This window comes from Phormidium tenue FACHB-1050, assembly GCF_014696925.1.
Taxonomy (GTDB): Bacteria; Cyanobacteriota; Cyanobacteriia; order Pseudanabaenales; family Pseudanabaenaceae; genus Pseudanabaena.
The window spans coordinates 1-14,896 of the sequence record NZ_JACJQY010000004.1; the positions used below are offsets into that span (position 1 = coordinate 1).

Annotated in this window: 19 protein-coding genes; 9 read left to right on the forward strand and 10 right to left on the reverse strand. The window is 42.1% G+C overall.

From position 1 onward, the window contains the following. Positions 1–82 precede the first annotated feature (82 nt). Positions 83–208, forward strand: a complete 126-nt coding sequence (locus H6G05_RS25560) for a hypothetical protein (protein WP_277874737.1) — start codon at positions 83–85, stop codon at positions 206–208. 329 nt (positions 209–537) lie between these two features. Further along, on the forward strand, positions 538–765 hold the full coding sequence (locus tag H6G05_RS03630; protein WP_190576402.1) for a hypothetical protein: 228 nt from the start codon (positions 538–540) through the stop codon (positions 763–765). 98 nt (positions 766–863) lie between these two features. Here H6G05_RS03630 and H6G05_RS03635 read toward each other — a convergent pair whose 3' ends face one another. The 3 genes from H6G05_RS03635 to H6G05_RS03645 form a co-directional block, all read right to left on the reverse strand. After that, a complete protein-coding gene (locus tag H6G05_RS03635; RefSeq protein ID WP_190576404.1) occupies positions 864–1,214 on the reverse strand; it encodes a hypothetical protein in 351 nt (116 codons plus the stop codon). Positions 1,215–1,389: 175 nt separating this feature from the next. Next, positions 1,390–2,952: an SPOR domain-containing protein gene (locus H6G05_RS03640; protein ID WP_190576406.1), complete on the reverse strand. Its 1,563-nt coding sequence runs from the start codon at positions 2,950–2,952 to the stop codon at positions 1,390–1,392. 13 nt (positions 2,953–2,965) lie between these two features. Then, a complete protein-coding gene (locus H6G05_RS03645) occupies positions 2,966–3,586 on the reverse strand; it encodes an RNA polymerase sigma factor (RefSeq protein ID WP_190576696.1) in 621 nt (206 codons plus the stop codon). Between the two features lie 196 nt (positions 3,587–3,782). Between H6G05_RS03645 and H6G05_RS03650 the strand changes: the two genes are divergently transcribed. The 4 genes from H6G05_RS03650 to H6G05_RS03665 all read left to right on the forward strand — a co-directional run bounded on the left by H6G05_RS03650 (position 3,783) and on the right by H6G05_RS03665 (position 6,403). After that, positions 3,783–4,031, forward strand: a complete 249-nt coding sequence (locus H6G05_RS03650) for a hypothetical protein (RefSeq protein ID WP_094528823.1) — start codon at positions 3,783–3,785, stop codon at positions 4,029–4,031. Next, positions 4,012–4,365 (forward strand): type II toxin-antitoxin system PemK/MazF family toxin, encoded by a 354-nt coding sequence (locus H6G05_RS03655; protein ID WP_190576408.1) that lies wholly within the window; start codon positions 4,012–4,014, stop codon positions 4,363–4,365. Before H6G05_RS03650 ends, H6G05_RS03655 begins: the two co-directional genes overlap by 20 nt. Before the next feature lie 2 nt (positions 4,366–4,367). Then, the gene (locus tag H6G05_RS03660; RefSeq protein WP_190576410.1) at positions 4,368–5,012 is read left to right on the forward strand and encodes a C40 family peptidase; all 645 of its coding nucleotides are present in this window, start codon (positions 4,368–4,370) and stop codon (positions 5,010–5,012) included. A gap of 311 nt (positions 5,013–5,323) precedes the next feature. Continuing rightward, entirely contained in the window at positions 5,324–6,403 is a 1,080-nt protein-coding gene (locus tag H6G05_RS03665; protein ID WP_190576412.1) for a DUF1176 domain-containing protein, read from the forward strand. 116 nt (positions 6,404–6,519) lie between these two features. Here the strand turns inward: H6G05_RS03665 and H6G05_RS03670 are convergent, their stop codons facing one another. The 4 genes from H6G05_RS03670 to hpf form a co-directional block, all read right to left on the reverse strand. Then, positions 6,520–7,602 carry an energy transducer TonB gene (locus H6G05_RS03670; RefSeq protein WP_190576413.1) on the reverse strand — a complete coding sequence of 361 codons (1,083 nt, stop codon included), beginning with the start codon at positions 7,600–7,602 and terminating at the stop codon, positions 6,520–6,522. A gap of 107 nt (positions 7,603–7,709) precedes the next feature. After that, the gene (locus H6G05_RS03675; RefSeq protein ID WP_190576414.1) at positions 7,710–8,144 is read right to left on the reverse strand and encodes an ExbD/TolR family protein; all 435 of its coding nucleotides are present in this window, start codon (positions 8,142–8,144) and stop codon (positions 7,710–7,712) included. A gap of 56 nt (positions 8,145–8,200) precedes the next feature. Beyond that, the gene (queF, locus tag H6G05_RS03680) at positions 8,201–8,587 is read right to left on the reverse strand and encodes a preQ(1) synthase (RefSeq protein ID WP_190576415.1); all 387 of its coding nucleotides are present in this window, start codon (positions 8,585–8,587) and stop codon (positions 8,201–8,203) included. 249 nt (positions 8,588–8,836) lie between these two features. After that, complete coding sequence (gene hpf, locus H6G05_RS03685) at positions 8,837–9,412, reverse strand: ribosome hibernation-promoting factor, HPF/YfiA family (protein WP_190576416.1); 576 nt, start codon at positions 9,410–9,412, stop codon at positions 8,837–8,839. A gap of 441 nt (positions 9,413–9,853) precedes the next feature. On the opposite strand from hpf, the gene H6G05_RS03690 reads away from it, so the two are divergent. Both H6G05_RS03690 and H6G05_RS03695 read left to right on the forward strand, forming a co-directional pair. Then, complete coding sequence (locus tag H6G05_RS03690; protein ID WP_190576417.1) at positions 9,854–11,443, forward strand: glucose-6-phosphate isomerase; 1,590 nt, start codon at positions 9,854–9,856, stop codon at positions 11,441–11,443. Between the two features lie 339 nt (positions 11,444–11,782). After that, complete coding sequence (locus tag H6G05_RS03695; RefSeq protein ID WP_190576418.1) at positions 11,783–12,319, forward strand: cyclic nucleotide-binding domain-containing protein; 537 nt, start codon at positions 11,783–11,785, stop codon at positions 12,317–12,319. Between the two features lie 160 nt (positions 12,320–12,479). Here the strand turns inward: H6G05_RS03695 and H6G05_RS03700 are convergent, their stop codons facing one another. The 3 genes from H6G05_RS03700 to efp form a co-directional block, all read right to left on the reverse strand. Then, on the reverse strand, positions 12,480–12,716 hold the full coding sequence (locus H6G05_RS03700) for a hypothetical protein (protein WP_190576419.1): 237 nt from the start codon (positions 12,714–12,716) through the stop codon (positions 12,480–12,482). 446 nt (positions 12,717–13,162) lie between these two features. Then, a complete protein-coding gene (gene accB, locus H6G05_RS03705) occupies positions 13,163–13,648 on the reverse strand; it encodes an acetyl-CoA carboxylase biotin carboxyl carrier protein (protein ID WP_190576420.1) in 486 nt (161 codons plus the stop codon). Next, entirely contained in the window at positions 13,649–14,209 is a 561-nt protein-coding gene (gene efp / locus H6G05_RS03710) for an elongation factor P (protein WP_190576698.1), read from the reverse strand. Between the two features lie 324 nt (positions 14,210–14,533). Between efp and trxA the strand changes: the two genes are divergently transcribed. After that, on the forward strand, positions 14,534–14,851 hold the full coding sequence (gene trxA / locus H6G05_RS03715) for a thioredoxin (RefSeq protein ID WP_094528793.1): 318 nt from the start codon (positions 14,534–14,536) through the stop codon (positions 14,849–14,851). Positions 14,852–14,896: the final 45 nt, after the last annotated feature.

The window sequence follows — 14,896 nt, forward strand, 5'->3', positions numbered from 1 at the left end:
AACTTACATTGAAATTGTGCGTATTCTGCATCAGTCTAGAGATATTGAAAATCAGTTCTAGTGAAGGGGAGATTGTTGGTTGATGCAGGAAATAGACGATCAGTTTTTTGGTGTTGAGGGGCGATCGCTGTTTGATGTGGGAAATAGGCGAGATTTGAGATTTAGGCGATCAGGTTTGGTGGGTGATGAAGGGGCGATCTCTGTTTGATTTGAGGGAATAGGTGGTCGGGTCTTATGGGTGAGTGGCAATCGCTGTTTGATGGGAAATAGGAGATCGAGTTTCTGACATGTTTTAGATAGATAAGTAGCGACGCTTCTCGCCGCCACTTATCTTTTTGGTTTGAGTTTGTAATTGAACTTAACAATTACTCAGACGTAGCTAAACACAAAAGACTGAATAAAGCCTGATAATAGTCATCAACTGGGCTAGTAGCGATCGCTACTAACTCAGCTTTTGTCTTGACTAGACTAATACCAGTTTAGAAATAGTTAGCTAATTTCTAAACTTTTAAATCCCAAAGAGGAATTGGAAAAAATATGGTGTATACCCCTTTGATCGGTTTTACTCTATTTGTCATCCTATTTTTAGGAGCCGCATTTACCCTAAGTTATTTCTGGTGGGCTGATCGCTACAAAACTCCAGAAGTCATTGCCGCAGAAGTAATGCAGTTTTCCGAACAATTTACCAACGCGATATCAGTTTTTGCGGTGGGAATGCTAGCGTTTGGCATTATGTTGATATTTCTTAACTTTTCCATCAGATAAAAAAGGGAGTGCATAGCACTCCCTTTTTTAAGAAGAGAATGGTGGCACGAAGCGCCACCATTCTCTTCTTGGTTCTTATGACAAGCGGGACATGACAACTATAAAAAACCTACTGCTCCACCGAGCAAAATACTCATCGTTGCGATCGCCAAAGGATGAACTACCAAAGCCCAAATTCGTGGAATCTTGATTCCTTCACAAAGCGGAAATAATAAACTGGCGATCGCCACATTAATTATTAAAAAGCAAATTGCCCATAGGGGAACCCATCGCAGATTTAAGCCTACTAGAGCAATCCATACAAAAATATTGGCGATCGCCACCATTCCCACCCCCTGCACCCAAGCCTTCCCAGACTCAATAGGGTGATTGGGTGACATCCAGACTAGTCCCATCCACGTTAAGGCTGCCAATAAACCACAGGCGATCGCATCGAAAAAAAAGTGCATATATTTTTGCGTCTCGCTAGTAACTTCTCATTGATATAGCGGTTTTCATTTTGCCTACGGCAAAATGAAAACTTAAACCCCTTACTAGGATTAGTTTTTTGTTTTCAAATGAGTTCTTATTCATTTGAAAATTGATAAATTGTGCAGAGCTCCGCTCTACACAATTTATCAATTTTTATTCAATTCTGGCAGGGATACCTTGACGGCGCAATTGCTCAATCCGTTGTTGGGCTGCATTAGGATCTCGATAAGAGCCAACCTGTACTTGTCCATCACTAGGGCGCACATAAGCATCCCGTTCAATTTGCTGAGCGCTAGCAGCATAGCTATTTTCCACAACTACACGATAGCTGTTACTACTGGGGGCGGTAGCTGCGGGAGCAGGATCCGATGATATAGGCGCGGCATACTTCACCGCAGTATTATTGGATCGTGGGGTCACATAGACAGTCGTGGGCGCAGCAGAATTTATGTTAGCACGACTTACTGGTGTTGTAGGAGTTGCCTTAGCTGCACTAGGAGCAGGAGAGGCTTTGCTAGTTGCAGGACGTGGAGCAGATGGTCTAGAGGAGCTTGCAGGGGCAAGAGCCGAGTCGTTACTCACAGACGGACTATAGCTACGCTCCACAGGTGCTGGTGCTAACGCGGGAGGTAGTGGAGCAACTGAAATAGATGGCAATGAAGTTGATGGTACGGTTCGTAAGGGTGTACTAGGCACAAAGGCACTATTGGGAGCGAACAAACTTGAAGATTTCGTTGATGGGTCGGTTAAGGGATTTTTGGGAGCGATCGCAGGATTGGCTAGGGTTTTACTATTAGCTAATTCAGGTTTATCACCAGCAAAAGGCACAAAAGATAAGCCTGTATCATTGGCCTTCTGCTGATTTTGCAAATTAATATCACTACCTAAATCTGCATTTTTACCATCAGTTTGGGCTGCTTTTGGTTTGGTTTCAGGTTTGAAAATCTTCATTACACCCGCTGGATCGACCATCAGATAGCCAATCGCGGCACTAGAGCAGAGCAATAACAATAGTGAAATAATCCCTACGGGATTCATCAAACTGCGTAAAGCACTCTTTTCAGTTGGTGCATTGGGCATCGGATAAGCAGACTCTTGATCAACAGATTCCTGATAGTGATCTGCATAATCATTGGCAAAGCTTTGCAGGATGTCATCATCATCAGGGGCAGGTATTTTTGCCATCGTCGGCGAGTTCAAACTACCGCTAGTGGCTTCACCATAGCCATTCATGTCTTGAGCATAGGGTAAATCTGTCTCTACACCAGCATCATGCAAATTCTCAAGACTCTGGAGAGCTTCTAGCCCTCGGAAATTATTTAACTCAGCAGTAGATATATTGATTGATGGATTTGTAGATGCTCCTAGGGGTGGCATTACAGGCATCTGGATCGTCCGTCGATCGCCATTAGTAGTTGGATCAACAATTGGAGCGATCGGGGAGAGTGCATCCGACAAACTCGGCGAAGTCCAAATCGATTGAGTCGAGACGGCACGGGGTCTAAAGGGATTGAGATAAGAGATGGTTTGACCATTAGATTGCCAATGGCGATAACGATCTAGCTCGTCATTGAGGCTCGCATCCAAACCAGCCAACGCTGTTTGCAAGCCTGAAGACTGAGCGATCGCAGGCAAAAGATCAGTCTCTGAATTAGTGACTCTTTGGTTGCTTGTTTTAGAAATCGTTGGAGAGATGGTAGGACTCAATGTTTGCATAATAATCTTTACCTCAGGCAGTAACAGCGGTTTGAGCTAGGTAAATGTCTCGGATATCTTCGGGAAGGGCTTCTTCTAAAGCGTGATATGCCTTAACTAGAAGCTGCTTAACATCACTAGCAGAGATGTTTTCGCCTTCAGCATGTAAGTAAGCCGCGATGCGCGTGTGGCTCCATTGAAAAGTTTGAGACAACAATAGTATCAGACGTAGGTTACCAGCCATTTGATTTAGCGCTTGATTAAGGTAGCACCAAAATACAGGCGGCGTATCTTTGAGAGAATATTGAATGTCTTCAACGGGTGGGACTTCGGCACGATTGATCATCATCGCGGCAATATTAATCAGCCAACTTTGCAGAGAAAGATGCGGTTTGTTAGCCCGCAAATCTAGCACTCGCATCTCGTGGTAGATATATTCCCAAGTCTTTACAAATAAGTAGTCTGATTGCACAGGCGATCGCGTTGCTGTACCAATTAAGGTATATAGCACCTGTCCATAGCGACAAAAAATCGCTGCAAAATATTGACCCTCTTCAGGATGTCTTTGAAATAGCGTCACGAGTTCGCGATCGCTCTTCTGGAAAAGCGCCTGAATCTTAGGGTGATGAATTTCGGGAAGGGGGGGAAGCTGCACGGTCACGGCTATTGCTAGCTCACTTTATAAGTTTTCAATTTTGATGCACACATACTAGCAGCAAAGTATGATAATGCAACCCGTAGTTCGTACTAAATTGTTTTAAGATACCAAAAAGAGAGGCGGCGCTTCGCGCCGCCTCTCTTTTTGGTATCTTAAAAGATAACTTCGCTCCAAAATTATGGAATAGCTTGCTATGCTCACCAGTTTTGAAGGTCTTTACCGTAATGGACAGATCAAGATCACCGATCTGCCCACAGGCATACCCGATGGCACAAAAGTTATCGTTACATTTCTAAAGTCAGATGAGATTAATTTAGAATCCCTTGGCATTAATAGAGCTGACGCTCAAATATTACGAGCTAGTTTATTTACTTTTGCAGAAGAATGGGATAGTCCCGAAATGAGTATTTACGATAATTACGATGTCGCTAAAAAACATTAAACGTGGAGATGTTGTTCTTGTAGTTTTCCCAAACTCAAATTTGACTACAGCCAAAACAAGACCAGCAATAATTGTCCAAGCTGATAACTTGCAAACAGGACTGCCACAAGTAGTGGTGGCGATGATTACTAGTCGGATGATCAGGAGTATTCATCCTAGTCGGGTCTTGGTAATGTTGAATACGATCGCAGGAAAGCAATCTGGTTTGCTCACTGACTCAGTAATAATGACCGACAACCTAACAACGATCACAACTTCCGCAATTTACAATGTGATCGGCTCACTGCCAACGACTGAAATTGATCAAGCTTTGAGACATACCCTTGGGATCTAGTTATGATTTATCGTAGTTTGGCTGATATTAATATTTATGATTCACCCCAACTCGATCGCCTAGCGACACAGATGGCAAAGGGTAGATATCTAGAAGTACTAGCATCTGAGCGAAGTTTTCTAAAAATTCAACTACTAGAAGATAACTATACGGGCTTACTTGATCGCCAAGATGTTGAGAAGTTAGAACTAAGCGATCGCCAAAGTTTTATCGATAATTTGCCGCCCGCTTTAAGTGCTAGCGAAATACGCGATCGCTTTCCCGATGTGATCACTTTTATTCGACAAGCAATGGCAACACCCAATGAGTATTTGTGGGGGGGGACAGTTGCCCCCAATTATGATTGTTCAGGATTAATGCAAGCGGCTTTTGCATCGGTTGGTATTCAGATTCCGCGCGATGCCTATCAGCAAGAAGCATTTGCAGAAGCAGTGCCCCTAGAAAAAATCCAGATTGGTGATTTAATCTTTTTTGGGAATCCGACAAAAGCAACTCATGTTGGTATTTATGTCGGTAATGATGAATATATTCATAGTTCAGGAAAAGAGCATGGACATAATGGAATTAAGATTAGTCAACTATCAGGATTAGATCCAGTTTCCCAATGGTATTCCAAGCAATTACGTGGGGCAGCTAGAATTACATAGGAAAAAAGTAATGAATTGCCGCACTACGTGCGGCAATTCATTACAAAAATGATCGGAACTCTCTATAGGGTTTTATGTCTTAAACTGTAGGGCTTTGCAAAATGAAAAAACAATCATAGTCAGGGTTTACGTTTTTTATCTTGTCTACATCAAAATCGCGATACAGTTTATTGAAGCTTTACGTATTACAGAAATATTTTTGAAAGCGGCGCTTCGCGCCGCTTTCAAAAATATTTCTGGGTTTTAAGTCAGCGCAAAGCGCTGTAAAGTAGCGATCGCTATACTAGAGAGCAATTATCAGGAGAAGGTTCATGTTGCAAAATCGACTTGGCTTAACGGCAGCAATGGTTAGTCTGATATTTCTGGGATGTACCAATCAGGAAACCCCAAACTCATTAGCCTCATCCCCCAATAGTTCGCAGTCCACAACCACAATCACCACGACAAACACTTCTAAAACAGTGACTCCATCTCCTGATGCGAATCCCCAAAAACCTGTTGCTTCCTCCTCAAAAGCCTCAACAAAAGCGATCGCCGTTGGTGATATCAAAGAACTTGAAGGCGATATCATCTGTGGCAAAACAAGAGTGATTTATGCCTACGGAGAGACTTCCAATTATCGAGTCTATATTTGTGCTGATGCCCAAGAACCTAATCGCCCACGCTATTACATCAGCCGCAATAAAGATGGTAGTGGTGGTTTGGACTTAGAGGCAAAGAATTATAATCCTCAGAAAGATGGGGCGATCGAGTTTAACAATGAAGGTTATATATATACTCTCGAATCACCTACCACTCAAAATCCTGAACCTGTATTACGGGTGACTTTTCCCAATCAAAAATTCACAGAAGAGCAGCTATTACGCTACCTTACACGTTCTAATAAATCCAATTCTTCAGCAACAAATTCCCCTGCCGATCCATTGCAATATGTACTTCAAAATCGTGAAAGTTTAGGAGTTTGCAAAGATAATTTCCGTGCCGAAGATGGAAAAAATGGCATGGGTTCAAAAGCTTTCCCAATCTCAGACAAGAAGTATTTAGTCCAAATTCAGTGTTTCCTAGCTGCTTATCAAGGCAACTTTGAGTATGTATTGTGGAGCAATGAGTCTCCAAAACCTCGAGTGATCCCTCTCGAATTTGATAGTTTCCAAGAGCCAAAAGAAGGCGAAAAGCCTAAACGGATCACGGAGCGCTCGATCGCAGGTTTGCCAAGATTTAATGTGCGATCGCAGACCTTAACCAATTTCACTAAGTTTCGAGGGGTTGGTGATTGTGGCTCATCGGCTCTTTATAAATTAGAAGGCGATCGCATGGTTTTACAAGAATATCGTGCTAAATATGCCTGTGATGGCAATTATGTCCAAGATTTCCCCATTATCTATCCCTAAGCAAGGCTTGAAAAGTAGTAATGGCGGCGCAAAGCGCCGCCATTACTATTTATTGTTACAAAAGGTGTCATAAAGCGACAAATTTTGTTTTTTAAGACGGCGCTTTGCTCCGCCTTCTAAGGAAAATCATATTTAGCTGTCACAAGACGATACTTACCACTTTGAGGATCTTCAATTGGTTTAAATTTGTAGTCTTTAACCGTTTCTCTAGCAATATCATCTAACTCCTTAATCCCACTAGACTTTAAAAACCTAGTTTGGACTTCACCACTAGGATCAACAAGCCACATAAATGTGACGGAGCCACTTTTGCCAGAAGTATTAGCAACTTTCGGAGGAATCCATGTCACCCCTCTTTCTCTATTGAGATCAGGATTAGATATCAAGGCATCAGCAGGAGCAATTTGAGTATTCCTAATTAAATTTTTAGACAGTAAATCAATGATTTGCTTGTCGGTAGTATAAAGTGACGAAATGTTACCAATCTCTTTTTCTTTGCGATCGCTATTAGAAGAGTTAGCTGCTACAGCTCCTTGCAAATTTTTTGTATCAGTGTCTTTGCTATTGTTAGATTTTTTGGTCGGCGCAGGAGATGCTGTTACGTCCTTTTTGAGACCACTATTTTGATACTCAGGCTTGATATTATCTGTTTGCTTAACAGGAGGACTAGTGTTATCAATCTGCCCAGACTGAGTAAAGCGCTGCTGGGTAGATGGAGTTTTGGGTGGTGTCGATGCAGGAGTTTGCGGTTTTACAAACTGTGGTTTCTCAGGATCATCGGGCAATGGAGAAATCGAGAATGGGTCGGCAACTGGTGGTAAATCCTCAAAATTACTGAAGCTATCTAGGTCTAAGGTAGTTAATGGGCTACTGCTAGATATATCGGGAAATGGATTCAGGGGTGAGTTAGTTTTGGGTGCAGATTTGACAAATAAATTATCAATGAGTGATTTATTTGTCTTTGAGTTAGTAGTTAATGTCTTGGGAGGTAACTTGACAACTGGAAGCGTTGAGACAACAACTTCACGGGGTTCTGGTTTTTTGAGTGGATTTGGTGCAACCAAAGCAAAGGCGGTATGGATGCCGAGAGAACTCACCACAAGTACCCAAAATGGGTACTTCATGATTAGTCCGCCTGCTTTATTCGCAAATTGACGCATCGGATTATTTGCCACAACTGTATTTTTAGAGTTCAACATGGGTTGCTCTGTTTGACTTACAGTTATTTCACTCTTTGGTTCAGTCGGCAACATGGTTTTGTGTTAAGTATTTTGTAAGTATAAATTTACTAAGCAAAGCACTTGAATCAAGATCGAGACGTGGCGATCGCCACCCGATTACCTGCAATAGCCCTTAACTCTGCCAGACGGCTAATGACGATTTGATAAGAGACAGTTGAATCATCGGCACTCAGTACGACCATACCTCGCGTAGAGGAGCCTAGGAAACCATTAATCTCCTGCGCCAACTGTTGCGGTGGAATCAATTTTCCATCCTTTAACATTTGTCCCGTAGGATCAAGGGTGATGATGAAAACATCTGCTGGCTGGAGATCGCCTGAGTTTGAGTCACCCTGACTGCTGCGATCGGTAATTGGTAAATCAATACCAACCCGACTTGGCAAAGTCAAGGCGGCTGACAACAAGATAAAAAACGCCAGAATTGTAAACACCACGTCTAAAAAAGCGGTTAGATTGATTTCAGGACTAGCCGATGATTGGTGTTTTTTATGGATTTTCATTAATCAACTGCCCTCATATCAATGTGACGCATCTAAAGCTAGATTGTTTCTTAAGACTAGATAGTTTCTTGAGGTTTGGAATAATTTACTTCCACCACTGTATGCACATTTCCACGAGGCGTAAAATCACCTTTGACATTAATTCTGAGCGGATCTCCAGCCTTTACAAAATCATCCAGAATTTGATTGACCGCCTCTTCATGGGAAATAAAGAGATCGCGGTAGCTATTGATATATAGCTTAATTGCCTTGAGTTCCACCAGCACAAGGTTAGGTGTATAGGAAATATAGATTGTGGCAAAGTCGGGATAGCCTGAAAATGGACATTTACTAGTAAATTCAGGAAGGGTAATCTGAATGTTGTAATCCCTGCCGATGCGTGGGTTCGGAAAAGTAGTGAGGGTTGCTTCTGCGATCGCTTGTTCGCCGTACTTAACAGTCATGTCTGCCCTGAGATAAAAAATAAAAAATGAAAAGAATGAAACTGAGCAAGAATTTGCTTTAGGGCTTTGAGCTTTAAATAAATAGCCCGATTTCTGTTGCCGAGGCAACAGAAATCAGCTATTTATTTTACTGCACATCCCTTATCCCTATAGCGTAGCAAATTTAAACCTAAAAAAAGGAAGGGCGCAAAGCGCCCTTCCTTTTTTTAGAAGATAGAAGAGCGCAAAGCGCTCTTCTACAAGCTGTGGCTAATGTTTTTTGACATCATGGGGCTGGATCACACCAAAACCGCCATGATTACGTTCATACACCACATTGATTTCCCCCGTATCAGCATTGCGAAAAACATAGAAATCATGATCAATTAACTCCAACCTTTCCAGAGCCTCATCCACAGACAAAGCAGGCATAGCGAAGTATTTATTTCGCACCACTTGAGTAGGCAACTCAACCACACGATTGTCGTTTGGCAGAGGCACTGGTGGTTGCTCAACTACAGCGATACTAGTTTTCGCAGCAGTGCGATCGCTCTTGCGTTCTTTAAATTTCCGCAACTTACGAGCAATCTTGTCAGCAACTAGGTCAATACTTGCATACAAATTCTCGCTCTTTTCCTCCGCACGGATCACAGATCCGTTCGCATAGACAGTTACCTCAGCCGATTGGCTCGAAGCAATGCGAGGGTTACGAGCCACAGATAGATGCACATCTACCTCTGTGGTTAATGCTTGGAAATGGCTCACCGCTTTGTCGATCTTTTGCTCAACATATTCGCGGATGGCTTCCGTGACTTCAATATTCTTGCCTTGAATTACAAGTTTCATCTCTATGACCTCGCTTCTGAGTTCCAAATCAGTTAATAAAATTGACACGCGCAATCTTGTTTTTAATTACCCCACTGCGCCGAATAGCTGATTTGGCTATGAGATCACCATAACACTTTGCAGGTGTTAGCAAACCAACTTTGATGCACTTCTTAACGTAGACTTAATAACCGATTTTGGCGTTTTTATCGCCTATAGCGCTCAAAACAATAAATCTAAAAATCCTAAGCGATCGCAATCTGTAGAAATAACATCAAACAAGGTTGCTATTTATCACTTACGATTGGGACTGTGCATCTGCTTAGGGACGCGCAGTAAAATGAAGAACAAATTTTTGATGGCGCGGTAAAGTCGCACCACAAAAAATCGTTTTTTATTAAGTCGCACAAACCTTAAGGTATACACATTTAAGCTATTCACAAAGAGCAAAGTGAGGTTCGTATGAGTTCGGCTGTGGAACTGTGGCAACGTTATCAAGACTGGCTGTACTACCATTCAGAGCTAGGTCTTTACGTGGATATCAGTCGGATCAGGTTTACGCCAGACTTTGTGACAGAGATACAACCCAAGTTTGTCAAAGCTTTCGCGGATATGAAAGCGTTAGAGTCAGGCGCGATCGCCAATCCCGATGAGCAACGTATGGTCGGACATTATTGGCTGCGATCGCCTGAGATTGCCCCCACGGAAGCATTGAGTAAAGATATTACTGAGACTCTTGATCGCATCGAAGACTTTACCAAGAAGATTCATGAAGGGATTATCCATCCACCAAAGGCTGCAAAGTTTACGGATATTCTGTCAATTGGTATCGGTGGCTCAGCATTAGGACCCCAATTTGTCGCTCAATGCTTTGCTAAGGCGGATGTCCCCCTTAAAATCAGTTTCATCGACAACTCTGATCCCGATGGGATTGACTTAGTGCTGGATCTACTTGGCGATCGCCTCAGCACCACATTAGTATTGGTAATTTCTAAGTCTGGCGGTACTCCTGAAGCCGCTAATGGCATGAAAGAGGCCGAGTTTGCTTTTAAGCAAGCAGGTTTAGATTTTGCAAAACAGGCGATCGCGATTACAGGTGTTGGCAGTGCTTTGGAGAAATACGCGATCGCCAATGGTTGGCTGGATCAGTTCCCCATGTATGACTGGATTGGCGGTCGAACCTCAGAACTATCGGCAGTTGGTTTATTACCTGCGGCTTTACAAGGCATTGATATTCGCGAAATGTTGCGCGGAGCAAGTTTAATGGATGCCGCTACTCGCATTGAAGATATTCGTCAAAATCCTGCGGCTCTTCTGGCGATGTCATGGTACTTTACGGGCAACGGTAAGGGCGAAAAAGACATGGTAGTTTTGCCATATAAAGATCGGCTCCTGTTGTTTAGTCGCTATTTGCAACAACTGGTAATGGAATCTCTCGGTAAAGAGAATGATCTTGATGGCAATACGGTGTATCAGGGTATCGCTGTTTACGGTAATAAAGGATCTACGGATCAACATGCCTATGTACAACAACTGCGGGAAGGGGTTCCTAACTTTTTTGCAACTTTTATCGAAGTTTTACAGGACTCAGCTAAGCCTCATCCCGAAGTAGAAGAAGGTGTTGTCACGGGCGATTATTTGTTAGGGTTCTTGCAAGGTACACGTAGCGCTCTCTATGAAAATGGTAGAGACTCAATTACAGTGACGATCCCTTGTGTTTCTGAGCTTACTGTGGGCGCATTAATTGCGCTATATGAACGTGCTGTAAGCTTTTATGCTTCGTTGGTGAATATCAATGCTTATCATCAACCAGGTGTTGAGGCTGGCAAAAAAGCTGGCGCAAAAGTACTTGCTTTACAAAAGAAACTTGTTGATGCTCTGAAAGCATCAGATGTCTCTCTCTCCCTAGAGGAAATTGCGAGCAGAATAAATGCTTTAGATGAGATTGAGTCTTTGTATCACATTGCGCGTCATCTTCATGCCAATTGCAAAATTCTATTTGAAGGAGACCTATCAAAACCAACAACTTTAAAAATGATGTTAATTTTGTAAATCCACATATCAAAACATAAGACGGCTAAGCCGCTTTGTGTTTTTAAGAAACTTACTAGGTTTGATTTTTAATCCCCAAAAATGTGATCACACTCTTGGCGATTGGTATTATATAGCCGTAGTCAGTCTTGCTAGGACATAAAACCAGAAGATTAGTGGCGGTGCTTCGCACCGCCACTAATCTTCTGGTTTTGATTCGGTCTAAGGCAATTGGTTACAGCTATATTTAGAAATCTTAAAACCACTATTTCATAAATTTTTGAATTAGCATTACTATTTTTACAAAAGAATCTGCAAGAATATGACTTCTTACGTTTTATCCAGTTACAGAGGTTAAATGTGAAGAAAATTTTACTTTTCTTTAGCGAACTCAATAATAGTGACCTTGACTGGTTTGTCCAGAAAGGCAAAAAGGAAACAATTGCACCCGATCGCTTATTAATTCGCGAAGGTCAGATCAGTGAAGCTCTGTACATTGTTGTGAGTGGATCATTTAGTGTTGCGATTGAGTCTCAAGATCATAAGGAACTTGCCAGAATATCTGAAGGAGAAATAGTTGGTGAAGTATCATTTATCGACACTCGACCTCCCCTTGCTAGTGTGCGATCGCTAGAAGAAAGCATCGTACTGTCAATCCCAAGAGTGCAACTTTTGTCGAAACTACAACAGGATACAAATTTTTCTTCAAGACTTTATCGCGCTATCTGTCTTTGCCTTTCCGATCGCCTACGTGGTACTGTAAGCCGTCTTGGATATGGCTATGATCTAGATGATTTAGAATCTCATTTAGGTGGGTTTGGTCAGTCTATGCTCAGTAACTTAGAATTAGCCGAAGCCAAGTTTAACTGGTTGATCAAAAATGTACGTGGTTCTTAGTCTTCCCCATTTTCTCGAAGCCGCTTAATTAGATGAACGTAATTAATTGCCGCCCTAGACAAATAAAGTTGCGACCCTTGCGGGTCGCAACTTTATTTGTCTAGGGAACTACAAGCATTTAGTAGCGCAGCTATCAAGATTTGAGAAGTAAGAGAGTAAATTAAAATACATGAAAAATTGTAACGCCAAGAATTGATTCCACAACTGTCGCGACTAATAGTCCTGTCCAAAATCTTCCTACGGCTCTACTGAAACCAAGGGCATTATCTTCCCGACTTGCTGTAAAAAACATTGACCAAGCTTGAGTTTCACTCAGACGCGCAAATCGATTAAAGTCTTCACGAAAAGCGATCGGGGTGAAAAGTTTTTCGCCACTAAAGTCAAATTTGGTTTCCATAGTTTACTCCTTAAGATTTGAATTCGCTGGTTAAGTTACTAGTCATTTAATGCAGTTATCTTAACAATTGTTTACAATTTGACACAATATCTCTTAAGTGTGGACTATAAATATCGCAGGACATAGAAAAGGCGACACATATAGTACCGCCTTTTCAGATTAAAAAATCTCATTTCGGGTTAATTGCAGACTAGCTCCTATAGCAAAAAAAGAGTTAGCTAGTACAGAATCGAGTGGCGGCGCTTTGCGCCGCCACTCGATTCTTGGGTTTTATGTCCTAAGCAAAACTTGCTTTGCTATAGAGAGGGTTCGCGGCGCAAACCCTCTCTAGGAGCCAAAACAGTAAAAGCCTCGCGAAGCGAGGCTTTTACTGTTTTGGCTTTTAAAATTTTGTAGCTTATCCAGAACTAACGTTAAAAAAGAATCTAATTGATAATTTTTTTGTTTTAATTTGCTTCGATTCGCATTAGAACTTGACCATACTCAACTGGTTGAGTATTTTCCACTAAAATTTCGACGATTTTGCCAGAAGATTCTGATTCGATCTCATTCATTAGCTTCATCGCTTCGATGATGCAAACTGTATTACCTTTTTTGACAGTATCACCAATCTCTACAAACGGAGCTTCATCAGGGGCTGGCGAACGATAAAACGTACCAACCATCGGTGACGTAATCTCAACAAGTTTTTTGGATGGAAGAGAGTCAGCAACTGTGGTGGTATGCACGACAGGGCTTGTAGCAGTATGCTCGATCGCTGCTGGGTTTACGGCGGAGACGACCGAGTGCATTGCTACTGGCATTGTCGAAACTCTAGTTTCGCTTTTACGGATACTCAGACGGACATCGCCTGATTCTAGCGTCAGCTCGGTAATATCCGTCTTATTTAGAATCGTGACTAATTCACGTACTTGATCTAAGCTAAATTCCACCTAATTTTCACGCCCCAAATACGTGTCTTCACGAGTATCAATTTTAATGCGATCGCCGATATTCACAAATAGGGGAACATTGATCGATGCGCCAGTTTCAACCTTAGCAGCTTTGCTACCACCCGTTGCTGTGTCACCCTTGAGTCCGGGATCAGTTTCGATTACTTCTAGTACGACCGTATTAGGCAACTCCACATCGATTACCCGATCGCCCCAGCGCACGACATTGACTTCCATGCCTTCTTTGATGTATTTGACACGGCTACCGATTTGAGCCGAAGTCAAATTAGCTTCTTCATAGCTTTGCATATCCATAAAGACATAATCTTCTCCGTCTTTATAGGTGTGCTGCATGGAGCTTTTTTCAAGAACAGCTTGAGGAACCATTTCCCCAGCTCTGAAAGTTCTTTCTAGGTTTTTACCTGTCATGGCGCTTTTGAGAGTAGTGCGGACAAATGCCGAACCTTTGCCTGGCTTTACGTGTAAAAATTCAACTACACGCCAGACTTCGCCATCAAGTTCAATTGTTACGCCGGGTCGAAAATCGTTACTAGAGATCATTGCAGATTGAGTAATAGCCAGTGACAATTTTATCCTAGCGATGTAACCTTTGTGACAAAAAAATTTTAAACCTAACCAAAACCCAAAAAAGAGTTGCAGTGCTCCGCGCTGCAACTCTTTTTTGGGTTTTGGTTTTTGACTAAAATGGCGATAGGTATAAATCGGGTTTTGGAGAAATTCTACTGATGATTTAAAACCTCAAAAGACAAAGGCGGCGCGAAGCGCCGCCTTTGTCTTTTGAGGTTTTATGTGCCGACAAAAATAGCAACGCCTACTTTTATAGCAATTGTTATAGAATTGAGTTTTTAGAGGAGTGATCGCTACATGTCAGTAAAAAAGCAGTTTGGTAGTTTTGATGAACTATTAGAAAGTTCAGAATTGCCTGTTCTGGTTGACTTTTATGCACCTTGGTGTGGTCCTTGCCAATTGATGACAGGGATTTTGGACAAGGTTAGTGAAAAAATGAAAGATAAAGTTCAAATTGTAAAGATCAATACTGATAATTACCCCGATCTTGCCTCGCAGTACAAAGTTTATGCTTTGCCAACACTGGTTCTATTTAAAGATGGAGCACCTGTTGATCGCGTTGAGGGGGTAATTCAAGCCGATCAACTATGCGATCGCTTAGCTGTTCACGCCTAATCTAAAAAGCGCCCACAAGAGACGCACAGTAAAATAGAGAACCAA

What these genes read in the sequence shown, in the direction of transcription:
- H6G05_RS25560 (WP_277874737.1), top strand. Translation starts at nt 83, where the DNA reads ATGCAGGAAATAGACGATCAGTTTTTTGGTGTTGAGGGGCGATCGCTG.
- H6G05_RS03655 (WP_190576408.1), top strand. Translation starts at nt 4,012, where the DNA reads ATGTCGCTAAAAAACATTAAACGTGGAGATGTTGTTCTTGTAGTTTTC.
- trxA (WP_094528793.1), top strand. Translation starts at nt 14,534, where the DNA reads ATGTCAGTAAAAAAGCAGTTTGGTAGTTTTGATGAACTATTAGAAAGT.
- efp (WP_190576698.1), bottom strand. Translation starts at nt 14,209, where the DNA reads ATGATCTCTAGTAACGATTTTCGACCCGGCGTAACAATTGAACTTGAT.
- hpf (WP_190576416.1), bottom strand. Translation starts at nt 9,412, where the DNA reads ATGAAACTTGTAATTCAAGGCAAGAATATTGAAGTCACGGAAGCCATC.
- H6G05_RS03635 (WP_190576404.1), bottom strand. Translation starts at nt 1,214, where the DNA reads ATGCACTTTTTTTTCGATGCGATCGCCTGTGGTTTATTGGCAGCCTTA.
- H6G05_RS03675 (WP_190576414.1), bottom strand. Translation starts at nt 8,144, where the DNA reads ATGAAAATCCATAAAAAACACCAATCATCGGCTAGTCCTGAAATCAAT.
- queF (WP_190576415.1), bottom strand. Translation starts at nt 8,587, where the DNA reads ATGACTGTTAAGTACGGCGAACAAGCGATCGCAGAAGCAACCCTCACT.
- H6G05_RS03660 (WP_190576410.1), top strand. Translation starts at nt 4,368, where the DNA reads ATGATTTATCGTAGTTTGGCTGATATTAATATTTATGATTCACCCCAA.
- H6G05_RS03690 (WP_190576417.1), top strand. Translation starts at nt 9,854, where the DNA reads ATGAGTTCGGCTGTGGAACTGTGGCAACGTTATCAAGACTGGCTGTAC.
- H6G05_RS03670 (WP_190576413.1), bottom strand. Translation starts at nt 7,602, where the DNA reads ATGTTGAACTCTAAAAATACAGTTGTGGCAAATAATCCGATGCGTCAA.
- H6G05_RS03630 (WP_190576402.1), top strand. Translation starts at nt 538, where the DNA reads ATGGTGTATACCCCTTTGATCGGTTTTACTCTATTTGTCATCCTATTT.
- H6G05_RS03700 (WP_190576419.1), bottom strand. Translation starts at nt 12,716, where the DNA reads ATGGAAACCAAATTTGACTTTAGTGGCGAAAAACTTTTCACCCCGATC.
- H6G05_RS03650 (WP_094528823.1), top strand. Translation starts at nt 3,783, where the DNA reads ATGCTCACCAGTTTTGAAGGTCTTTACCGTAATGGACAGATCAAGATC.
- H6G05_RS03665 (WP_190576412.1), top strand. Translation starts at nt 5,324, where the DNA reads ATGTTGCAAAATCGACTTGGCTTAACGGCAGCAATGGTTAGTCTGATA.
- H6G05_RS03640 (WP_190576406.1), bottom strand. Translation starts at nt 2,952, where the DNA reads ATGCAAACATTGAGTCCTACCATCTCTCCAACGATTTCTAAAACAAGC.